The sequence below is a fragment of the Haloarchaeobius marinus genome (assembly GCF_051207415.1).
Taxonomy (GTDB): Archaea; Halobacteriota; Halobacteria; order Halobacteriales; family Natrialbaceae; genus Haloarchaeobius.
This window is the reverse complement of the sequence record NZ_JBPKGD010000002.1, coordinates 80990-98916: the sequence shown is the minus strand read 5'-3', so window position 1 is coordinate 98916 and position 17927 is coordinate 80990. Positions and strand designations below refer to the sequence as shown.

At 68.8% G+C, this 17927-nt stretch carries 18 protein-coding genes; 10 read left to right on the top strand and 8 right to left on the bottom strand.

The genetic code is table 11. From position 1 onward, the window contains the following. Complete coding sequence (locus ACSC1W_RS06510) at positions 1–1539, top strand: amidohydrolase (protein ID WP_435346127.1); 1539 nt, start codon at positions 1–3, stop codon at positions 1537–1539. Positions 1540–1588: 49 nt separating this feature from the next. Then, entirely contained in the window at positions 1589–2020 is a 432-nt protein-coding gene (locus ACSC1W_RS06505) for a hypothetical protein (protein WP_435346126.1), read from the top strand. A gap of 21 nt (positions 2021–2041) precedes the next feature. Here ACSC1W_RS06505 and ACSC1W_RS06500 read toward each other — a convergent pair whose 3' ends face one another. Beyond that, entirely contained in the window at positions 2042–2362 is a 321-nt protein-coding gene (locus tag ACSC1W_RS06500; RefSeq protein ID WP_435346125.1) for an AzlD domain-containing protein, read from the bottom strand. Beyond that, positions 2359–3081 carry an AzlC family ABC transporter permease gene (locus ACSC1W_RS06495; RefSeq protein WP_435346124.1) on the bottom strand — a complete coding sequence of 241 codons (723 nt, stop codon included), beginning with the start codon at positions 3079–3081 and terminating at the stop codon, positions 2359–2361. The genes ACSC1W_RS06500 and ACSC1W_RS06495 overlap by 4 nt, the downstream gene beginning before the upstream one ends. A 279-nt stretch (positions 3082–3360) precedes the next feature. On the opposite strand from ACSC1W_RS06495, the gene nadA reads away from it, so the two are divergent. The 3 genes from nadA to nadC are packed head-to-tail and all read left to right on the top strand — an operon-like array spanning position 3361 to position 6927. Further along, on the top strand, positions 3361–4485 hold the full coding sequence (gene nadA, locus ACSC1W_RS06490; RefSeq protein ID WP_435346123.1) for a quinolinate synthase NadA: 1125 nt from the start codon (positions 3361–3363) through the stop codon (positions 4483–4485). Positions 4486–4489: 4 nt separating this feature from the next. Next, complete coding sequence (locus ACSC1W_RS06485) at positions 4490–6118, top strand: L-aspartate oxidase (protein WP_435346122.1); 1629 nt, start codon at positions 4490–4492, stop codon at positions 6116–6118. Then, complete coding sequence (gene nadC, locus ACSC1W_RS06480) at positions 6118–6927, top strand: carboxylating nicotinate-nucleotide diphosphorylase (RefSeq protein ID WP_435346121.1); 810 nt, start codon at positions 6118–6120, stop codon at positions 6925–6927. The genes ACSC1W_RS06485 and nadC overlap by 1 nt, the downstream gene beginning before the upstream one ends. A gap of 41 nt (positions 6928–6968) precedes the next feature. On the opposite strand, the gene ACSC1W_RS06475 is transcribed toward nadC, so the two are convergent. Further along, positions 6969–7226, bottom strand: a complete 258-nt coding sequence (locus ACSC1W_RS06475; RefSeq protein ID WP_435346120.1) for a DUF5789 family protein — start codon at positions 7224–7226, stop codon at positions 6969–6971. Between the two features lie 194 nt (positions 7227–7420). Here ACSC1W_RS06475 and ACSC1W_RS06470 point away from each other — a divergent pair, with 194 nt between their 5' ends. Then, on the top strand, positions 7421–8614 hold the full coding sequence (locus ACSC1W_RS06470) for an MFS transporter (RefSeq protein ID WP_435346119.1): 1194 nt from the start codon (positions 7421–7423) through the stop codon (positions 8612–8614). Between the two features lie 92 nt (positions 8615–8706). Continuing rightward, on the top strand, positions 8707–9228 hold the full coding sequence (locus ACSC1W_RS06465) for a pyridoxamine 5'-phosphate oxidase family protein (protein ID WP_435346118.1): 522 nt from the start codon (positions 8707–8709) through the stop codon (positions 9226–9228). A gap of 23 nt (positions 9229–9251) precedes the next feature. Here ACSC1W_RS06465 and gpmI read toward each other — a convergent pair whose 3' ends face one another. The 3 genes from gpmI to ACSC1W_RS06450 form a co-directional block, all read right to left on the bottom strand. Further along, the gene (gene gpmI, locus ACSC1W_RS06460; protein WP_435346117.1) at positions 9252–10826 is read right to left on the bottom strand and encodes a 2,3-bisphosphoglycerate-independent phosphoglycerate mutase; all 1575 of its coding nucleotides are present in this window, start codon (positions 10824–10826) and stop codon (positions 9252–9254) included. 50 nt (positions 10827–10876) lie between these two features. Next, positions 10877–11413: an adenine phosphoribosyltransferase gene (locus ACSC1W_RS06455; RefSeq protein ID WP_435346116.1), complete on the bottom strand. Its 537-nt coding sequence runs from the start codon at positions 11411–11413 to the stop codon at positions 10877–10879. A 71-nt stretch (positions 11414–11484) separates the two neighbouring features. Continuing rightward, on the bottom strand, positions 11485–11799 hold the full coding sequence (locus ACSC1W_RS06450; protein WP_435346115.1) for a lycopene cyclase domain-containing protein: 315 nt from the start codon (positions 11797–11799) through the stop codon (positions 11485–11487). A gap of 90 nt (positions 11800–11889) precedes the next feature. Here ACSC1W_RS06450 and ACSC1W_RS06445 point away from each other — a divergent pair, with 90 nt between their 5' ends. Next, complete coding sequence (locus ACSC1W_RS06445) at positions 11890–13047, top strand: CBS domain-containing protein (RefSeq protein WP_435346114.1); 1158 nt, start codon at positions 11890–11892, stop codon at positions 13045–13047. A 43-nt stretch (positions 13048–13090) separates the two neighbouring features. Here the strand turns inward: ACSC1W_RS06445 and radB are convergent, their stop codons facing one another. Continuing rightward, a complete protein-coding gene (gene radB / locus ACSC1W_RS06440) occupies positions 13091–13789 on the bottom strand; it encodes a DNA repair and recombination protein RadB (RefSeq protein ID WP_435346113.1) in 699 nt (232 codons plus the stop codon). A 75-nt stretch (positions 13790–13864) separates the two neighbouring features. Between radB and ACSC1W_RS06435 the strand changes: the two genes are divergently transcribed. Continuing rightward, complete coding sequence (locus ACSC1W_RS06435; RefSeq protein WP_435346112.1) at positions 13865–14617, top strand: hypothetical protein; 753 nt, start codon at positions 13865–13867, stop codon at positions 14615–14617. A gap of 132 nt (positions 14618–14749) precedes the next feature. Here ACSC1W_RS06435 and ACSC1W_RS06430 read toward each other — a convergent pair whose 3' ends face one another. Further along, positions 14750–15034 (bottom strand): hypothetical protein, encoded by a 285-nt coding sequence (locus ACSC1W_RS06430; RefSeq protein WP_435346111.1) that lies wholly within the window; start codon positions 15032–15034, stop codon positions 14750–14752. A 511-nt stretch (positions 15035–15545) separates the two neighbouring features. On the opposite strand from ACSC1W_RS06430, the gene ACSC1W_RS06425 reads away from it, so the two are divergent. After that, the gene (locus tag ACSC1W_RS06425) at positions 15546–17771 is read left to right on the top strand and encodes a CDC48 family AAA ATPase (RefSeq protein ID WP_435346110.1); all 2226 of its coding nucleotides are present in this window, start codon (positions 15546–15548) and stop codon (positions 17769–17771) included. Positions 17772–17927 lie beyond the last annotated feature (156 nt).

The following is a 17927-nucleotide window of genomic DNA, read 5'->3' as shown; positions in this document are numbered from 1 at the left end:
ATGACGACAGCAGCCGACCGCGTCCTGACGAACGCGGAGGTCCACACGCTCACCGACCCAGACGAGACGTACGAGGCGGTCGCTATCCGGGACGGCGAGGTAGTCCGTCTCGGGAGCGCCTACGAGGTCGACTTCCTCGTCGGCGTCGACACGGACGTCCTCGACTGCGAGGGCCGGGTCGTCCTCCCCGGGTTCGTCGACGCACACACCCACATGCAACAGCTCGGCCAGTACCAGGTCCACGCCGACCTGACCGGGGTCGGGTCGCCGGCCGAGGCGGTGGAGACGCTCGCCGCCGACGCCCGCGACGGGGGCGAGTGGCTGCTGGGGTTCGGCTGGGACGAATCCGACTGGGACGACGCGCGCTATCTCACCCGCGAGGACCTGGACCGGGTGAGCGACGACCGTCCCGTCGCCGCCGTCCGGGTGGACATGCACACGGCGGCGCTCAACTCCGTGGCGCTGGAGCGCCTGCGCGACGAGTTGCCCGCCGAGGACGTCCGGACCGAGGACGGCGACCCGACCGGCGTCGTCGTCGAGGACGCCGTCGAACCCGTCTGGGACGCCATCGACCCCGACCCGGCAGAGACGCGGGACCTCCTGATGGCTGCCCGGGACGTCGCACACCGACTCGGCGTCACCTGCGTCCACGACATGGTGCGCGAGAGCCACGCGCCCCGGGTCTACCGCGACCTCGACCTCGCGGACGAACTCGACCTCAGGGTCCGAATCAACTACTGGAGCGACCACCTGGACGCGGTGCGTGAGGCGGGCCTGCGCACCAATCACGGGAGCGAGTTCGTCGCGGTCGGTGGCATCAAGTCGTTCACCGACGGGAGCTTCGGCGGCCGGACCGCGAAGCTCTCCGAACCCTACGCCGACGCGCCCGACGAGACGGGGACGTGGGTGGTAGACCCGGAAGAACTCCGCCATATCGCGACCGAGGCGGACGAGGCCGGCCTGCAACTGACCGTCCACGCCATCGGCGACGAGGCGGTCGAGGAGACGCTGTCCGCGTTCGAGGAGGCGACCGCGAACCCCGGTGCGGCCCGCCACCGCGTCGAACACGTCGAACTCGCCACCGACGAGCACGTCGAGCGCTTCGCCGAGTCGGGCGTCGTCGCCTCCTGCCAGCCGAACTTCCTCCAGTGGGCCCAGGCGGGCGGCCTGTACGACCAGCGCCTCGGCGAGGAGCGACGACGCCGGTCGAACCGTTACCGTGACCTGCTCGACGCCGGGGTCCACCTCGCGTTCTCCAGCGACGTGATGCCGATGGACCCCATGCTCGGCGTCTGTCACGCGGTGACCGCCCCGAGCGACCACCAGCGACTCACCGTCACCGAGGCGCTCCGGGCGTACACCCTCGGCGGCGCGTACGCCGCGTTCGACGAGGACCGACTGGGGACCGTCGAGCTGGGCAAGAAGGCGGACCTCGTGGTGCTAGAAGACTCTCCGTGGGCGGTCGACCCGGAGGACCTGCAGGACGTCGAGGTGACGACGACGCTCGTCGACGGCGAGGTGGTGTACGACGCCGACTGAGACCCGACCCATCGGAACGACTAAACGACGAGGTACTGATACGTCTGACATGGTCCGCACCGTCCTCCGCGAACGCCGACCCGTCGCCCTCGCGTTCGGCATCGCCCTAGGTCTCGTCGCTGCTACCATCGCTACCTCGTACACGCACGTCTCCCTCGACGTGCTCACCGCGATGGCGGTCGGCGTCGGCGGATCCTCGTACTACGTCGCCCACTACGCCGGCCAGTTCCCCCAACAGGACGGATTCTGGCGGTCGTTCGTCCGGCTCTTCGCGCTGCTGTTGCTGGCGGCGGCGTTCGTCCCCGAGTCACTACCCTTCCCGGATGCCGTCGCGATGCTGGTCACCATCGTCTCAGGGGGGACGCTCGTGCAGTTCAGCGCGTTCCTCGACGGCTTCGAGGGCGCGACGACCGACGACGGGACCGGGGGCGACGGGTCGGACCGGGCCAGTGACCTGATCGGCGACGCCAGCCAGTCCTGAACGAACGACGCCGAACGGTCCTCAGATGGCCAGCAACAGCCACAGCGCCCCCATCCCGACCACCAGCGTCCACGTCATGCTCTCCGTCCGCCAGGCCACGGCGGCGGCGACGCCGCCCGCGAGCAGTCTCGGGGCCTCGAGGGACACGGTCCCGTCGGGGGCAGCGAGCGCCGGCAGGACCAGCGCCGCCAGCGCCGCCGCGGGGACGAGTTCGAGTGCGCGCTCGACGCGGGCCGGTACCTCGTCGACGTGCTGGAACAGCATGACGAACGAGATGCGGAGCAGGTAGGTCCCGACGGCGGCCGCGACGAACGCGCCCCAGAGGACCGCCGTCGAGGTCACCCGTCCACCTCCGCCGTCGTCTCGTCGTCGGCCGAGTCGCCGTCCGGGTCGACGGCCAGTCCGAGGCCGACGCCGACGACGGCCGCGACGACCAGGCCGAGGTCGTAGGGGACGCCGAGGCCCGCCACGGCGCCGACGCCGCCGACGACGGCCGCCACGAGGCCCCCGCGGTCCCTGACGTTCGGGACCAGCAGTGCGAGAAAGAGGAGCGGGATGGCGAACTCGAGGTGCCACCCCTGCGGGAGTTCGGTGCCGAGGGACGCCCCGGCGGCGACGGAACCGGTCCAGACGGTCCACAGGGGCACCGCGACGCCGAGGTAGTACGACCGCCGGTCGACCGCGGCGTCCGACCGGAACGTCGGCAGCGAGAGCGCGTACGTCACGTCGAGGAGGAAGAAGGAGACGACCAGTCGCCAGGCCCGCGAGAGCGACTCGAAGTACGGCGCGATGCTGGCGCTGTACATCGCGTACCGCAGGTTGACGACGATGGCCGTGAAGACGGCGACGACGACGGGTGCGTCGCGGGCGAGCAACTCGATCATCGCCAACTGGGCGGCGCCAGCGAACAGGAGCGCGGCCGACCAGACGGCGGTCACGGGGTGGAGCCCGAGGTTCACGGCCGCGACGCCGACGACGAGGCCGAACGGGACGTTGGCGGGGAGCGCGGGGAGGACGGTCCGGAACCCGTCGGCGAAGTCGGCGCGAGAGAGCGCGGTCACGTGCCAAATCGAGGGATGCAGGCTAATGTAGGTTCCCGCTTCGGCAGTCGGCGCGGGGGAGGCCGTCGCCGGGGGCGACGCTGCCGTCGAATCCTGCGACTGTACGGACGCCACTACCGGATACGGAGTGCCTCTGTATCTCCCAGACTGAGCAGAAGATTGCTCTCTGACACCACTATCAGGGGAAGTAGTCACTCGGTGCCGAGGATTGAAGAGAAAATTTCTTCAATGTGGTACTCCGACGTGTAGAGAACCACAGGTGCTCCAGACGTGCCAGCAATGGAAACCGCGGACTTCGAGACGGAACTGAGCCTGTTCAAGTACGACAACCTCGAACAGCTCCCGCCCGAGTACCGCGACCTCGACGAAGACGAACGAACCGACCGCATCGAGGCGGCGAGGGCAGAACTCGGCGACGACGTCGTCGTCCTCGGTCACAACTACCAGCGACGGGAGATAGTCGAACACGCCGACTTCGTCGGCGACTCCTACCAGTTGAGCAAGGAGGCCGCGAACGCGGACGCGAAGTACGTCGTCTTCGGCGGCGTGACGTTCATGGCCGAGTCCGCGGACATCATCACCGGCGACGACCAGACGGTCGTCCTCCCCTCGATGGAGGCGTCGTGCCCGATGGCCGGGATGGCCGAGGCCCTGCAGGTCGACGCCGCCTGGGAGGAGATCACGGCGGCGGCACCCGACGCGGACATCGTTCCCATCACCTACATGAACAGCTACGCCGACCTGAAGGCGTTCTGCGCCGAGCAGGGCGGCCTGGTCTGTACGTCGTCGAACGCCCACCGTGCGTTCGAGTGGGCCTTCGAGCGCGGCGACAAGGTGCTGTTCCTGCCAGACAAGCACCTCGGCGAGAACACGACACACCGACTCGGGATGGCGGACAGCGTCGCCGAGTGGGACCCGTGGGACCCCGAGGGGAAGGACGCCGAGGCGGCCGCCGAGGCAGACATCGTCCTGTGGGACGGCTACTGCCAGGTCCACGAACGGTTCCGCGTCGACCACGTCGAGCAGGTGCGCGAACGGTACGAGGACGCGAACGTCATCGTCCACCCCGAGTGTCGCCGCGAGGTCGTCGAGGCGGCCGACGTGGCCGGGTCGACGGCGACCATCACCCGGACCGTCGCCGACGCGGACCCGGGCGAGACGTGGGCCGTCGGAACCGAGATTCACCTCACGAACCACCTCTCGCGCTGGCACCCCGACGTGAACGTCGTCCCGCTCTGTGGCGACGCCTGCATGGACTGCAACGCGATGCGCCAGATCGACCCGAACTACCTGACGTGGGTGCTGGAGGAACTGGTCGCCGGGCGCGAGCGCAACGTCATCGAGGTCGCACCGGAGGAGAAGGAACTCGCGAAGGTCGCACTCGACCGGATGCTGGAGGTGTGACGGGATGGCACGCACCTCGAACGCGAGCGACGACGAGTCGCGAACCACGCGGACCACCGACGTCCTCGTCGTCGGAACCGGCATCGCAGGCTGTGCGGCCGCCCTCGGCGCGGCCCGGGAGGGTGCCGAGGTCCTCGTCGTCACCAAGGCAGAGCGTCCAGAAGACGCCGCCTCCGACTGGGCACAGGGTGGCATCTCGACCACCGGGACCGACCCTGCGACGTTCCGGCGCGACATCCTCGACGCCAGCGCCGGCACCGCCGACGAGGCGGCCGTCGACGTGCTCGTCGAGAACGCGGACGACGCCGTCTCGGACGTGCTGGTCGACACGCTCGGCGTCGAGTTCGACGTCGACCCGGAGACCGACGCGTTCGACTTCACCCGCGAGGCCGCCCACTCCGAGGAACGCATCCTGCACGTCGACGCCTCGACGGGCCGGCACATCCTCCGGCCGTTCCTGCGTCACCTCGACGAGCACCCGTCCGTCGAGGTACTGGAGGACACCGCCGCGCTCGAACTCGTCACCCACGAGGGGCGCGTCCACGGCGCGATGCTCGACCGCGACCCCGCCGACGCGTCGTCCGGCGCTGGCGTCCCACCCAGGGCCGAGACCGGCGCGCCGGTCTTCGCCGGGACGACGGTCCTGGCAACCGGCGGCATCGGCGACTGCTACGGCCGGAGCACGAACCCGGCCGGGTCGACCGGCGACGGCATCGGCATGGCCGCGCTCGCCGGCGCCGACGTCGCCGACATGGAGTTCGTGCAGTTCCACCCGACGGCGTTCGCGGGTAGCGAGACACGGCGCGACTCGGACCGGAGCGGCGAAACGGCGGGGGACGACGACTCGTTCCTGCTCTCCGAGGCCATCCGGGGCGAGGGCGGACTGCTCTACAACGCCGACGGCAAGCGCTTCATGCCCGACTACCATGAGGACGCCGAACTCGCTCCCCGCGACGTGGTCGCCCGGGCGGTGCAGGACGAGATCGACGCCACCGGCGGCGTCACGCTCGACGTGACCACGCTCGACGACCCGTTCGACGATGCCTTCCCGGACCTCGCCGCGAAGTGCGAGGAACGGGACGTCGACTGGGCGACCGGCATCCCCGTCGCCCCCTGCGAGCACTTCCTCTGTGGCGGCATCGACGTCGACCACGAGGGACGGACCAGCCTCGACCGACTCTACGCCGTCGGCGAGTGCGCCCGGACCGGCGTCCACGGTGCGAACCGCCTCGCCTCGACCAGCCTGCTCGAAGGACTGGTCTGGGGCCTGCGGGCCGGGGCGGACGCCGCCGGGGTCGACCCCGAACCGGTGGAGACGCCGGACCTGCTCGCACGGGACCCGGACCTGCCCCCGCGCTTCGCCGCCGAGAAGTTCCGCCGCCTCCAGCGCGTGATGGACGAGTACGTCGGCCTTCGGCGGTCGCCCTCGGACCTCGGGCGCGCCCAGGCCGTCCTCCGGCGACTGAAGGGCGAGGTCGACGCCTACGTCCGCACCCGGACCGCACGCGACCTGTACGAACTCCGGCACGCCAGCGTGACCGCGCTGCTGGTCGCGCGGGCCGCCGCCGAGAACGACGAGAGCGTCGGCTGTCACTACGTCGAGGCGGCCGAGACCGCCCCGGCGGACGACTGATGATACACGACAGCACCGTCGAGTCGTGGCTCCGCGAGGACGTCGGCCACCACGACGTGACGAACGACGTGCCGGGGGAGACGACCGGTCGCCTCGTCGCGACGGAGGCCGGCGTCGTCGCCGGCACCGACGCCGCCACGCGCGTCTTCGAGTACCTCGACGTCGACGTGACCGAGACGCTCGACGACGGGACGCGGGTCGAGACCGGCGACGTCGTGCTCCGGGTCGCCGGGGCAGCGCGGGACGTGCTCCGTGGCGAGCGCGTGGCCGTGAACGTCGCCGGCCACGCCTCGGGCGTCGCGACCCGGACCCGCCGGGCCGTCGACGCCGTCCGGGCCGTCACCGACGACGTGCGCGTCGCCGCAACCCGGAAGACGACGCCCGGCCTGCGTGGCATCGAGAAGCGGGCCGTCGTCGCCGGCGGCGGCGACACCCACCGCCTCGACCTCTCGCACATGGTCATGGTGAAAGACAACCACGTCGAGGAACTGGGACTGGAGGCCGCCGTCGCGCACTTCCGCGAGCGCGTCTCCTTCGCGACGAAGGTCGAGGTCGAGGTGGAGACGCCCGGGGACGCACCCCGCGCCGCCGACGCGGGGGCCGACGTCGTCCTGCTGGACAACATGTCGCCCGAGACGACGGCCGAGGCCGTCGACCTGCTCCCCGACGGCGTGCTCGCCGAGGCGTCGGGCGGCATCACGCTCGACACCGTCGCCGACTACGCGACGACGGGGGTCGACGTCGTCTCGATGGGGAGTCTCACCCACTCGGCGGGGAGCCTGGACTACTCGTTCCGGACCGGCGACTGAGACGGGTCGTCCTCGACGTCCCAGAGCCCGTCAGCCCCCGACTATCCTTCGCCTTCGGACTGATACGGTTCGCCGACGGCACGGCGGGGGAGCAGGTTCAACACCTCGCTCTTCAGTTCCTCGGCCGAGTCGAACGCGTCGTCGTTCGACCGGGCGAGGGTCCCTCCGAGGTTCTCTCGCCCGTCCGCGAGCAGGAGCGTCACGTCGTCGCACGCGGCGACCGCGTCCTCGCGGGCGACAGGGTACTCCAGCTCGGAGAGGAGACTGTCGAGTTCGTTGAGTTTGTATTCGCGTCCCATAGGGAGACATTCGACCTGCTACAGCATATCCATGGTTACTGGTTTCGTGTGACATGGTCTCGTCGGGCCGTCCGCAATCCACACCTCGTCGTCCTGCGACGGTGACAGGGTCGGTGCCTCGCCTCACGTATCACCCCCTCTACAAAATATCGATTCAGGGAACGCCTTTGTCCCGTCTCCGACGAATCTGGACCGTGCAACGCCCGTCCCTCCTCGCCGGTCCGGTGCGCTCGTACTACCTCTACAAGCTGACCGCGACTGCCGGCCTGACCATCCCGATATGGGTGCTGTTCCTGCGGGCGCAGGACCTCAGCTACACCGAGATAATGCTCCTCGACGCCATCTGGTGGGTCGGGCTCACGGCGGGCGAGATCCCGACGGGGTACGTCGGCGACCGGATGGGCTGGCGGAACAGCCTCGTCGTCGGCAACGCGCTCCGGGCGCTCGCGGTGGTCGGGATGGGACTGTCCACGACGTTCGGCGCGCTCGCGGGCATCTACCTGCTCTGGGCGCTGGGGTCGACGCTCCAGTCGGGGAGTACCGACGCGTGGTTGTACGAGACGCTCGACCGGGACGATGCGGACGACGCCTTCGCCCACGTCCGTGGACGGGGACAGTCGCTGACGCTCGTCTCCGGTGCGGTGGCGGCGGTCGGCGGCGGCTACCTGGGTTCGGTCGACCTGCGCTACCCCTTCTTCGTCACCGGGGTGCTCTGGGTCGTCGGCGTCGTCGTCCTGGCGACGATGCCCCGGGTCGACGTGACCGGCGACGACCGGTTGTCCGCCGCCGAGGCCATCCCGGTCCTGCGCGAGCGCCTGCTCTCGGTCGAGTTGCGCGGGGTCGTCCTGTGGGTCGCGGTGGTCGTCGCCGTCGCCAGCGCGACGGCCCGGTTGACCCAGCCGGTGGCGGTGGACCTCGGCGTGCCCGAGGTGGGCCTCGGCTGGCTCTACGCGGGGTTCACGCTCCTCGCCGCGGCCGCCAGCGACCGGGCCTCGTGGCTCCGCGAGACGGTCGGGTTCGAGCGCTGGGTCACGCTCGCACCGGCGCTGCTGGGCGTCGCACTCGCCGCCGTCTGGGTCGTCCCGGTCGTCGCTCTGCCGGCGTTCGTGCTGATACGGGTCGTGCGCACGCCGACGGAGACGCTGGCCAACCAGTACGTCAACGACCGGGTCGAGACGGCCGGCCGGGCGACGACGCTCTCCGGCGTGTCGATGGTGAACTCGATGGTCGCCATCCCCTTCGGCGTGGCTCTCGGTGCGGTCGCGGACCGCTCGCCGTACCTCGCGCTCGCCGGTGGCGGCGTCGTGCTGGCGTCGCTGGCTGCCGTCGCGGCCGGCGGCGTCACGTGGGACGTCGTCCCCGGGGCGGAGACGAACGAGGCAGATTGAGGACGGAACCGGGCCACACGACCCGGTTCGTGTCAGTACGATTGACAGAATCCGCGCCCCAATTTATCACTGCACGCACCGTCGTACGACGTATGGAAGAGGACAGCACCGTAGCGATGGCATCGGGTGACCGAGATACCTTCCTCGGGAACGGCGGGACCGGCGTCATCTCGCTGGCGACCGCCGGGGACACGCCGCCGCACACGATACCAGTGTCCTACGGCTACGACCCGGTCGAGGAGACCTTCTACTTCCGACTCGCCGTCGGAGAGCAGTGGTCGAAGGAGGAACTCGACGGTCGAGCCGTCACGTTCGTGACCTACTCCCACAGCGGACACGGTAATCCCGGTGGGCGGAGTCCAGGTGGCCAGCCAGACAACGTGGACATCGAGCAGGACGACGAGGACAGACGCTGGCGAAGCGTCGTGGCGAGTGGTCGCCTCCAGAACATCGAGCAGGAGGACATCGCGTCCGAGAGTCTGGCGGGGCTGGACCGGGTCGACATCCCCCTCGTCGACATGTTCGGGTCGCCGCCCGGCGAGATAACGTTCGAGTTCCTGCGTCTCGTTCCCGACGAACTGCACGCGCGAGAGGAGACGTTCACGTCGACCTGAGCCGGGACCGACCCGGCACCACCTCACTCGCCGACGAGCAGGTTCTCGCCGGTCATCGCCGCCGGTTTCGACACGCCGGCCAGCGCGAGGAGCGTCGGTGCCACGTCGCAGAGCGACCCGCCCTCGCGGACCCGTTTTCCGCCGTCGTCGTTCCGGGGACTGACGTAGACGAACGGCACGTCGTTGTACGTGTGGGCCGTGTGTGGATTCTCCGGCGTCCCCATGTCGTCGGCGTTGCCGTGGTCGGCCGTCACCAGCGCGTGGCCACCGGCGGCACGGACGGCCTCGAGCAGTCGCCCGAGTTGCGTGTCCACGGTCTCGACCGCCTCGACGGCAGCACGGTAGTCGCCGGTGTGCCCGACCATGTCCGGGTTGGCGTAGTTCAGCACCAGCACGTCGGGGTCCTCGCGCTCGATGTGCCGGATGGCGGTGTCCGTGACCGCCTCGGCGCTCATCTCCGGCGTCTCGTCGTACGTCGGTACGTCCGGACTCTCGACGATCTCCCGGGACTCGCCCTCGAACTCCACCTCCCGCCCGCCGTTGAGGAAGTAGGTGACGTGGGCGTACTTCTCCGACTCCGCGATCCTGAGCTGTGTCGAACCCGCCTCCGACAGCACCTCGCCCAGGGTGTCCTCCGGCTGTCGCGGTTCGAACGCCACCGGCAGGCCGAACGTCCTGTCGTACTCCGTCATCGTGACGACCCGCGTCGACGGCGGGTCAGGCCAGTCCTCGACCTGTTCGTCCTCGGGTTCGATGTCGGCGAGCAGCCGCGTCAGTTGCCGGGCGCGGTCCGACCGGAAGTTGAAGAAGAGGAGGGCGTCGCCGTCCTCGACGCCGGCGTGGTCACCGACGGTGGTCGCCTCGACGAACTCGTCCGTGTCACCCCGCTCGTAACTCGCCTCGACCGCGTCGACCGCCGTCTCGGCGTGGTGGGGGGCCTCGCGGTCGACGATGGCGTCGTAGGCCGCCCGGGTTCGCTCCCAGTTCCGGTCGCGGTCCATCGCGTAGTAGCGACCGACCACCGTCGCCACGTCGCCCGTGCCGTACTCCGCGACGACCGACTGCAGGTCGGCGAGGTAGCCCGCACCCGACTTCGGTGGCGTGTCCCGGCCGTCGGTGAACGCGTGGGTCACCGCCGGGACCTCGCGCTCGGCCGCCAGTTCGACCAGCGCGTGCAGGTGCTCCTGTGCGGAGTGGACCCCTCCATCGCTGACCAGGCCCAGCAGGTGGACCCGACCGCCGTTCGCGTCCGCGTGCTCGAACGCCGACGCGATGGCCTCGTTCTCGTCGAACGACCCGTCGGCGTCGTCCTCGGGTGCGTCTGGGTCGCCCCGCCACCGGGCGATGGCGTCCTCGATACGGGTGTACTCCTGCATGACGACCCGGCCCGCACCGATGTTCAGGTGGCCGACCTCGGAGTTGCCCATCTGACCCTGGGGCAGGCCCACGCGCCGGCCCGTCACCGAGAGGCGACCGTAGGCGCCGGTGCGGCGGAGGCGGTCGAAGACCGGCGTGTGCGCCGCCGCGACCGCGTCCCTGTGGTCGCCGGGGTCGTCGTTCAGGCCCCAGCCGTCGAGGATGACGAGTGCAGTCTTCATGGTCGAGGCGTCGTGAGTCGGCGCAAAGAAAGGTTCGTTCGGGGCCGGTCTCAGTCGACGACCTCGACGCCGTCCGCCGTGACGCGCACGTCGAGCAGGCTCTTGACCTCGTGGTCCATCGGGACCGGTTCGGACTCGGTGCGACGGATGACCGTCACCACGTCGACGACGTTCGCACCCACGTCCGCCAGCGCCTCCGTGATGGCCGCGACGAACGCGCCGGTGTTCGTGAGGTCGTCCAGCACGAGCACGTCGTCGCCGGGGGCGACGTCGTTGAGGTAGAGTCTGTCCTCGCCCGCGTCGAACCCGTACTCGTCGTCGAACCCGTACTCGCGGTCCCGGATGACGACGAGTGGGATGTCCGAGACGAGCGAGACGGCCGTCGCGACGTGGACGCCCATCGTGACCGGCGTGACGATGACGTCGGCGTCGGCGAGGTCGGCGACGCGACAGACGCCGTCGACGACCTCCCGGACGAGGTGGGGGTCGAGCGTCGGGATGCCGTTGCTGATGGGGTGGACGAGGTATCGGTACCCGTCCTCGTCGAGTATCGGGGCCTCGTGGACCGAACGTTCGAGGGCGTCCATACCGGTTCCTGACCGAGGGACGGCTAAAGCGACGCGGTTTCGGTCGGTGCGGGCCACGGGAGAAGCGACGGTCAGGACGACCGTTCCAGGTCACGGTGGACGTTCTCGTGGACGCCGAGGACGAGCGCTGGAACGACGACCATGAAGACGTGCTCCTCGACGGGGATTCCCAGCAGGGAGACGCCGGTCCGCATGGGTATCTCGAAGACGCCGACGGTGAGCGTGTACCAGTCCCAGACGTACGCGACGGGGTAGAGGACGGCGATGGTCGTTCCCGCCCGTGCGAACGCGTCGGCACGCCAGAGCAAACCGGCGGCGATGGACCCGAACAGGACCTCGGTGGCGAGGTACGTCCACGGCCCGAGGACGGTGATGTCTGGGAGCATGAGAGACGGTTCGTCCCGGAACCCAAAGTCTTCACGCCCGTACCCGGCGGTATCTTCAAGACCAGCGCGAGAGTAACCCATACGCGTAGTATGAATATTTCTGATATCGCGACCGAGGAGTACATCGAGGTCGACGTGGAGACGAGGCTGGGGAAGGTGCGCTCGCTGTTCGAGCAGGACAACCCGAAGGGGATCATCGTCGTGCGCGACGGCGAGTACGAGGCGGTCATCTCCGAACGGGAACTGATCCAGTCGCACGTCGAGGACGACGCGAAGGTCGCGGCGCTGGTGAAGCCGAGCAGGAACGCCCCTGCACCGAAGGTGAACCGGCACGAGGACGTCCGCGAGACCGCGCGGGTCCTCGTCGAGGGGGGCGTGAAGGTCGCGCCGGTGTTCGAGGGTGACGCTCTCTGGGGAATCGTCACCGCCGACGCGATTCTCGGCGCCGTCCTGGACAACCTCGACGCGCTCACGGTCGAGCAGATATACTCGGACGACCCCGTGACCGTCGGCGACGGCGACGGCCTCGGGACGGTCGTCAATCTCCTTCGCGAACACGGCATCTCCCGCCTGCCGGTGCTGGACGACGAGGGCACGCTGACCGGCGTCGTGACCACGCACGACGTCGCGGACGTGGTCGTCCGGGGGATGAGCAAGGCGACCACGGGCGAACGCGTCGGCGACCGGGACCGCATCCTCGACATCCCGGTCAACGACTTCATGAGCAGTCCGGTACGGACGACGACCGTCGACGAGTCCGTCGAGGAGGCCGTCGACCGGATGCTGGAGAACGACCTCGGCGGCCTGGTCGTCGTCGACGACGGGGACGACTCGCAGGTCGTCGGCGTCCTGACGAAGACCGACGTGCTTCGGGCGCTGACGTTCACCGAGGAGGACCACATGGACGTCCAGATCACGAACATCGCGCTCCTGGACACCATCTCCCGCGATGACATCCGCCAGTCGCTGACGGAGGTGCTCGACAAGTACCAGAAGATGCAGGTGATGCACGTCCACGTCCGCTTCCAGGAGCACAAGGAGAAACTCCGTGGCACGCCGCTCATCTACTGCCAGATACGGGTGCGCACCTCGAACGGGCAGGTCGCCGGCTCCGGCGAGGGCTACGGCGCAGAGAGCGCCTTCCGCGTCGCCCTCGACAAGCTCGAACGGAACGTCCTGGAGATGAAGAACTACCGGTCCGACGAGCAGTACCGTGGGCAACTGGCTCGCAAGCTCAACGAACTCTAGAGGCGACGAACTCCTCGTGACCTCGGGGTCGCACTCCCCGTCGTCAGACCTCGGCCGCCGCGATGCCGGCGTCGGTTATCTTGAACTGCACCGACTCTCCTGCGGCTTTCGCACGGTGTTTCTCCAGCGTCGCACGGCGGTTCCCGCCGCGGAACCGGTCGATTCGGACCACGGTCCCCATCCAGTGCTCCAGCGTGTTCCCGCCGAGCGCACGGATCCGGTCGCTGTCGGGGTCCGAGAACACCTGGTTGGTCAGCAGGACGGCGAAGTCGTGTCGACGAGCCAGCGACAGCAGGTGGGTGACCTGTCGTCCCACCTTCCGGAGGGCGTCGCCGCCCGTCGAGTCCTCGCCACGTTCGAGCCGGTAGAACCCGGTCGCGGAGTCGACGACGACGAGGTCGGCCTGCTCGGCGAACCCCTCCACGTCGCGGACGGCCTCCTCCTGTTCCGCGAAGTCGAGCGCCTCCTCGACGACGATGCGGTCCGTGATGTCGCCGATGCTCTCGTCGGACCGGTCGGCGCGGGCGCTCGCGACCTGTTCGAAGCGGTCGAGCGAGAGCCCCTCGGTGTCGACGTAGACGACGGTCCCACCGCGGGCCGCCGCCTCGACGGCGGTCACGAGCGCGACGTTCGTCTTCCCGGCCGCCGGTGGCCCGTACACCTGCGAGACGGTGCCGCGCTCGAACCCGCCGCCCAGCAGGTCGTCGAGCGGGTCGTAGCCGATGGGTATCTGCTCGTTCACACTCGCCTGTCAGTCGGCTCAGGGTAAAAGCTCACGGAACGGAAGCTTAAGCCCGACCGGCCGAAACGTACGCAGGTGATAGTCGTCGCGACCGAGGACTTCGAGCTGTACCACGGCGTCGTCAACGAACTGCGCGACCGTGGCGTGACATTCACTACCGTCGAACCGGGTGACCAGCTCCCCGAGAAGACGGACGTCCTCGTCGTCGGGGCGGACGAGGAGATACCGGTCGACGACGCGGACATGGTCGGCGTGAAGGTCGTCAGGGCCGCCCCGGACGAGGCCAGACGGGCGGTCGACGAGGCGCTCGCGCTGCTCCGGGGCGGCGAGGGCCGGACGATAGTCGGCGTCGACCCCGGTCGAAAGCCCGGCATCGCGGTGCTCGCCGGCGAGACGATAGTCGCCGCGTTCCAGGTGCCCCTCGACCAGGCCGTCGGCGTCATCGAGCGCGAGGTGGCCGACACGGCCGACCCCATCGTCAGGGTCGGCGACGGCGCACGCCTCGACGGGGCGGCCATCGTGAACGAACTCGACGACGTGCACGTCGAACTCGTCGACGAGACGGGGACGACGCCGTACCTCGGGACGGGCGCACGGGGCATGGGCGACGTGCTCGCGGCGGTGAACATCGCCCGCATCGAGGGCGAGGTGGTCGAACAACGGGACGTCGAACCGACGGCCGGCGAGATACAGGTCATCAAGGACCGCTCGCGCGAGCAGTCGGCCGAGAACCGCGCAATCGACGAGGTGCTCGCCCGCCGGGTCGCGACCGGCGAGTTGACCATCGACGAAGCCCTGGCAGAACACCGGGACGAGGACGACGAGTGACGAACCGACGGCAGGAGGTGGCCACAGCGCTCTCGACCGACGACGTCCGTGACGGAGAAGTGCCTGCCATCGCTGCGCTCGTCTACCGGGGGACCACCACGACCCCCGCTTCGCCCTCGTTCGCGGTCCGTCTCAGCGTGCCGTCCAGGTGCAGTCGGAGCAGGCCGGCACGCCCTGGACGTTGACCAGTTCGCCCGAGCACGACGGACAGACGGTGGTGGCGGCGACCCCACCGTCGGTGACGACCGGCCGTTCTCCCTCGGTCGACGTAGCCTCGGCCGCCTCGGCGTCGGCGTTGGCGTCGTCGACGGGGTCGGTGTGCCGCCAGATGCCGAAGTTGAACGGGTGATGGTCGTAGATACTGTCCGTGGGCCGGTCCTCGTCCGTGGCGCGCGTGTCGCTGTCTGTGGTGGTCATCGCTGTTCGAACGAACTACGGCATCGGATATAAGGTTAGCTGGTGAGCTGTATATAGGACTAAGGAGTGTTAAAATAGACTAAGGTAGGAGTCGGTCCCGCCTGCGATGCTGTCTGTCGTCCTCGAATGTGGGTATCTGGCGGCGGACCGGAGACGATGGCCGACGCGCCGGGAAACGGGTTGAAACGGTACCGGTCTGGAACTCGTCGTCGGCACCTCGACGGCGGGCCGGACCAACTGACGGCGATACGGACGTAACGCGAACGCAACCCTCGACACATTGTGAATATATCTGATACGAACGGTCGCCAGCGGCCGGTCGTCGCGTCCGGGCCGCGGTGCCGACCACGGCGAAACCGGCAGTCAACCCGGTAGGACTTAGTACTGTTCGGCACCAAGTAGGAGTGTTATCACGGGGCATTGGACAGGTGACACCGGCCCGATGGGTCGCAGTAGCAAAAGACATATCGGGCCGCGAACCTCAGACAGAACCATCCCCGTAGCCTGAATCATGAACGAAGTTCAACTGGAGGTGGCCAAGGCGTACCCGAACGACTCGGGACGCGGAATCGCCAGACTCGACCCGGACACGCTCTTGCATCTGAAGCTGAGCCCGGGCGACATCATCAAGATAGAGGGCGCAGACACCACGGCGGCCAAGGTGTGGCGCGCGGACCGACAGGACTGGAACACAGACACGGTACGCATCGACGGGTTCACCCGCCAGAACGCCGACGTGGGCATCGGTGAGCGCGTGACCATCCGGAAAGCCGAGGCGACGAAGGCCGACAAACTCGTGCTGGCCCCGCCCGAGGAGGCGTCGGTGCAGTTCGGCTCCGACGCGGCGGGTATGGTCAAGCGCCAGATACTGAAGCGTCCGGTCGTCGAGCGCGACATCGTGCCGGTCATGTCGAGCACGAACCACCCGTTCATGCGCTCGCCCGGCCAGGCCATCCCGCTCATCGCAGTCGAGACCCAGCCCGAGGGCGTCGTCCTCATCACCGAGGACACCGAGGTCGAACTGCGCGAGGAGCCGATATCCGGCTTCGAGAAGACCGGCGGCGGCATCACGTACGAGGACATCGGCGGCCTGCAGGGCGAGATCCAGCGCGTCCGCGAGATGGTCGAGTTGCCGATGAAACATCCCCAGATATTCAAGAAGCTCGGCATCGAGCCGCCACAGGGCGTGCTCCTGCACGGTCCGCCGGGGACGGGCAAGACGCTGCTCGCGAAGGCCGTCGCCAACGAGACTTCGGCGAGTTTCTTCTCTATCGCCGGCCCCGAGATCATCTCCAAGTACTACGGCGAGTCCGAACAGCAACTCAGGGAGATATTCGAGGACGCGAGCGAGGAGTCCCCCTCCATCATCTTCATCGACGAACTCGACTCCATCGCACCGAAGCGCGAGGACGTGACCGGCGAGGTCGAACGCCGCGTCGTCGCCCAGCTCCTGACGATGATGGACGGCCTCGAAGCCCGGGGGCAGGTCATCGTCATCGCGGCGACCAACCGCGTCGATTCGGTCGACCCCGCCCTCCGCCGTCCCGGCCGCTTCGACCGCGAGATCGAGATCGGCGTGCCCGACGAGTCCGGCCGCGAGGAGATCCTCCAGATCCACACGCGTGGCATGCCCCTCTCCGACGACGTCAACCTCAACCGACTCGCCGACGAGACCCACGGCTTCGTCGGGGCCGACATCGAGTCGCTGACGAAGGAGGCCGCGATGAAGGCGCTCCGACGCTACCTCCCCGAGATCGACCTCGACGAGGAGGACATCCCGCCGAGCCTCATCGACCGGATGATCGTAAAGCGCGAGGACTTCCGCGGCGCACTCGCCGAGGTCGAACCGTCCGCGATGCGCGAGGTCCTCGTCGAACTCCCGAAGATATCCTGGGACGACGTCGGCGGGCTGGAGGCGGCCAAGGAGAACATCGAGGAGTCCATCGAGTGGCCGCTGAACAACCCCGAGAAGTTCCAGCGGATGGGCATCGACCCGCCGAAGGGGGTCCTGCTCTACGGCCCGCCGGGCACCGGGAAGACGCTGATGGCGAAGGCCGTCGCCAACGAGACGAACGCCAACTTCATCAGCGTCCGTGGCCCGCAACTGCTGTCGAAGTGGGTCGGCGAGTCCGAGAAGGCTATCCGACAGACGTTCCGGAAGGCCCGCCAGGTGGCCCCGACGGTCATCTTCTTCGACGAACTCGACTCGCTCGCCCCCGGACGGGGCGGCGAGATGGGCTCGAACGTCTCCGAGCGCGTCGTCAACCAGTTGCTGACCGAACTCGACGGCCTCGAAGAGATGGGCGACGTGATGGTCATCGGCGCGACCAACCGCCCGGACATGATCGACCCGGCGCTCATCCGCTCGGGTCGCTTCGACCGGCTGGTCATGGTCGGCCAGCCCGACGTCGAGGGACGCGAGCAGATACTGAAGATCCACACGCAGGACACGCCGCTGGCGCCCGACGTCAGCCTGCGCGAACTCGCCGAGTTGACCGACGGCTACGTCGGGTCCGACCTCGAGTCCATCGCCCGCGAGGCGGCCATCGAGTCCCTGCGCGAGGACGACGACGCGGAGACGGTCGACATGCGCCACTTCCGGCAGGCCATGGAGAACGTCCGGCCGACCATCACCGAGGACATCCTCGACTACTACGAGCAGATGAAAGACGAGTTCAAGGGCGGTACGGCAGACGTCGGTCGCGACCGTGCCGGCGGCCGCATCGGCTTCCAGTAACCGCCCCGGTCGTCCGTTCTGCGCCGTCGTTCGTTCCCGGACAGCAGGTGCCACGCGACGTGGAATCCTGCAGATGCGGCCAGTTGCCGACCACGACTCCGGCGCGAGTCGGTAAATGGTCGTAATTTCCCCCCTAACGGGCAGAAATCAACTCCT

Bases quoted from the DNA above. Each gene is read 5' to 3' on its own strand.
- ACSC1W_RS06445 (WP_435346114.1), top strand. From the start codon at position 11,890: ATGAATATTTCTGATATCGCGACCGAGGAGTACATCGAGGTCGACGTG.
- ACSC1W_RS06450 (WP_435346115.1), bottom strand. From the start codon at position 11,799: ATGCTCCCAGACATCACCGTCCTCGGGCCGTGGACGTACCTCGCCACC.
- nadC (WP_435346121.1), top strand. From the start codon at position 6,118: ATGATACACGACAGCACCGTCGAGTCGTGGCTCCGCGAGGACGTCGGC.
- ACSC1W_RS06485 (WP_435346122.1), top strand. From the start codon at position 4,490: ATGGCACGCACCTCGAACGCGAGCGACGACGAGTCGCGAACCACGCGG.
- ACSC1W_RS06430 (WP_435346111.1), bottom strand. From the start codon at position 15,034: ATGACCACCACAGACAGCGACACGCGCGCCACGGACGAGGACCGGCCC.
- ACSC1W_RS06510 (WP_435346127.1), top strand. From the start codon at position 1: ATGACGACAGCAGCCGACCGCGTCCTGACGAACGCGGAGGTCCACACG.
- nadA (WP_435346123.1), top strand. From the start codon at position 3,361: ATGGAAACCGCGGACTTCGAGACGGAACTGAGCCTGTTCAAGTACGAC.
- ACSC1W_RS06475 (WP_435346120.1), bottom strand. From the start codon at position 7,226: ATGGGACGCGAATACAAACTCAACGAACTCGACAGTCTCCTCTCCGAG.
- ACSC1W_RS06465 (WP_435346118.1), top strand. From the start codon at position 8,707: ATGGAAGAGGACAGCACCGTAGCGATGGCATCGGGTGACCGAGATACC.
- ACSC1W_RS06455 (WP_435346116.1), bottom strand. From the start codon at position 11,413: ATGGACGCCCTCGAACGTTCGGTCCACGAGGCCCCGATACTCGACGAG.
- gpmI (WP_435346117.1), bottom strand. From the start codon at position 10,826: ATGAAGACTGCACTCGTCATCCTCGACGGCTGGGGCCTGAACGACGAC.
- ACSC1W_RS06505 (WP_435346126.1), top strand. From the start codon at position 1,589: ATGGTCCGCACCGTCCTCCGCGAACGCCGACCCGTCGCCCTCGCGTTC.
- ACSC1W_RS06425 (WP_435346110.1), top strand. From the start codon at position 15,546: ATGAACGAAGTTCAACTGGAGGTGGCCAAGGCGTACCCGAACGACTCG.